Below are 2,415 nucleotides of genomic sequence, written 5' to 3' on the forward strand. Positions count from 1 at the left end.
CCCCGGCCCGCGGGGGGCGCGGCGCGGGGGGGGGGGGGCCGCGCCCCTCGCTCACCGGGGGGGGGGGCGCCCCCCCGTGGGGGGCGCCCCCCCCACCGGCATGTCTGGCGCGCGAGCGGTACGTCGGCGGACCTCCCCCGAGGACACGGCCGCCGTCCGTCGGTCCCCGGACAGGAGGCCGGGGCTGCGCGCGGAGCGGATGGGTGGGTCGGAGGACGGTCCTACTTGGGCGCCTTCTTGCCGGTGACGCCCAGGTACACCAGGGGAGCGAGGTTGGGCTTGAGGTCCTTGACCTTGACGCCCCAGGAGGTGAAGGCCTTCTGGTGCTCGGCCGCCGAGGCGAGCAGCGAGACCAGGGCCCCGGCCACGGCGTTCGGGTCGAGCGACTTGTCGGCCTGACCCTTCGCCTGGAGTTCCTTGACGGCCTCCGCGAGTGGCTTGGCGACCGCGTTGAGGACCGTCATGCGGATCTTGAAGAACCGCTTGTCCCCTTCGGCGGCACCGAGCGTGACCACTCGGAGAATGGCGTCGTTCTTGCGCCAGAAGGCGAGGAATCCGTCGACCAGTTCTTCCGAAGTGGTCGGTCCGGACTTCCCTGCCCAGGACTTTCCGGCCACGAGCTCTTTGAGCTGGTCGGCGTCCTTGGCCATTTCCTCGGCGATTTCGAGGACAGCGCCCTCGACATCCGGGAAGTACTGGTAGAAGGTCGCGGGGGAGGTACCCGCCATACGGGCGACGTCGATGACCTTGACGTCCCGATAGGGCGACGTGCTGAGCATCTCGCGGAGGCAATCGAGCAGCTTCTGCCGCGTCTCCTGTCCGCGTCGCCCGGCGACGCGACCGTCGACGGTGCGAACTTGTCCTGTCATGCCGTCAGCTTACCGTGGCACGATCTTGGCGCGATTCGGTGATGCGACTATTACTCCGCACGGGGGTCGGTATAGCGGCATGAACCACTTCGGACGGATATTCACCGGGCGCCGAAGCCCCTGTTGAAGCCCCCCCGTGTGCCTTTGATCTCACAGCGTGACGGCCAGTCCGCTGAGGGGTGATCGGGTGACAGAGCGTGACGGCGTCGGAAGGGTTCGGCGGCCTCGGACCCGGACGGTCCGCGGCCCCGCGCGCAAGCCGCCGCCGGAGCGGGCGTCAGGATCCGGCCGTTCCGTCCTCGCTGGTCAGAGGCGTGTCGGAGGTGCCGGACGGGGCCGGAGGGCGGGTTCCGGCGGATGGGGGAGGTTGGATATGCGTGGGGCGGCATTGGAGAATCGGGTCCGGCACCACGCGGCGGGTGCGGACAACGGGGAGGTGGCAGCGGAGTGGACCAGCTGACGGCGCACGATCCGAGGCGGATCGGGCCCTTCGAGGTGCTGGGGCGGCTCGGCGCGGGTGGGATGGGGCTGGTCTACCTGGCGCGTTCCGCGTCGGGGCGGCGGGTGGCCATCAAGACCGTGAGGGGTGAGCTGGCCGAGGACGAGCTGTTCCGGGTCCGCTTCGCCCGGGAGATCGCGGCGGCCAAGACGGTCGGCGGCTTCTACACGGCGGCCGTGGTGGACGCGGACGCGGACGCCCGGGTGCCCTGGCTGGCCACCGCGTACATCCCGGCCCCCTCGCTGGAGGACCTGGTCGAGGAGTGCGGCCCGCTGCCGGTGGAGGCCACCCGCTGGCTGGTCGCCGGCATCGCGGAGGCCCTCCAGTCCATCCACGCGGCCGGGCTGATCCACCGCGACCTCAAGCCCTCCAACGTCCTGGTGGTCGAGGACGGCCCGAAGGTGATCGACTTCGGCATCGCGGCCGGGGTGTCCAGCACCCGGCTCACCATGACCAACGTCGCGGTCGGCACCCCCGCCTACATGTCCCCCGAGCAGGCCCGGGACAGCCGTACCGTCCGGGGCGCCAGCGACGTCTTCTCGCTCGGCTCGCTGATGGTCTTCTGCGCCACCGGGCACCCGCCCTACCGGGGCACCAACCCGGTCGAGACGGTGTTCCAGCTGCTGCGCGAGGAGCCGGACCTGACCGGCATGCCGCCCGAGCTGATGGACCTGGTCCGCGCCTGCATGCAGCAGGCCCCCGAGCGCCGGCCCACCCCGGCGCAGATCCAGACCGAGCTGGCCCCGCACCTCTTCTCCCGGGACGACGCCTCCGGCGAGGCCGGGGACTGGCTGCCGGCCAACGCGCTGGAGCTGATCGAGCGCAAGCGGGGCCGCCGGCCGACCGCCCCGCCGACCCGTCCGCCGGCCGGGCCGGCCCAGCCGCCGCAGCCGCCCCCGCACCCGCAGGCACCGCCCGCGCACGTCCCGCCGCAGCACCTCGGGCCGGCCGACCTGGAGTGGGTCAAGGGCTCCGCGCTGCGCCCGGTCCTCGGCCGGCTCACCGACCCGGCCGACCGGGCCGCCTTCCTCGCCGAGTACGGGCGGC

The 2,415-nt window shown here is 72.7% G+C and carries 2 protein-coding genes; one reads left to right on the forward strand and one right to left on the reverse strand.

Going from position 1 to position 2,415, the window contains the following annotated elements; translation table 11 throughout:
- Positions 1-221: 221 nt before the first annotated feature.
- Positions 222-869: a TetR family transcriptional regulator gene (locus ABZW03_RS39865; protein ID WP_224284690.1), complete on the reverse strand. Its 648-nt coding sequence runs from the start codon at positions 867-869 to the stop codon at positions 222-224.
- Positions 870-1,316: 447 nt separating this feature from the next.
- Between ABZW03_RS39865 and ABZW03_RS39870 the strand changes: the two genes are divergently transcribed.
- Positions 1,317-2,415: protein kinase (locus ABZW03_RS39870; RefSeq protein ID WP_355269641.1), on the forward strand; the 1,099-nt coding region annotated here is incomplete at its 3' end.

The organism is Kitasatospora sp. NPDC004799 (assembly GCF_040609095.1).
In the GTDB taxonomy this organism is placed as follows: Bacteria; Actinomycetota; Actinomycetes; order Streptomycetales; family Streptomycetaceae; genus Kitasatospora.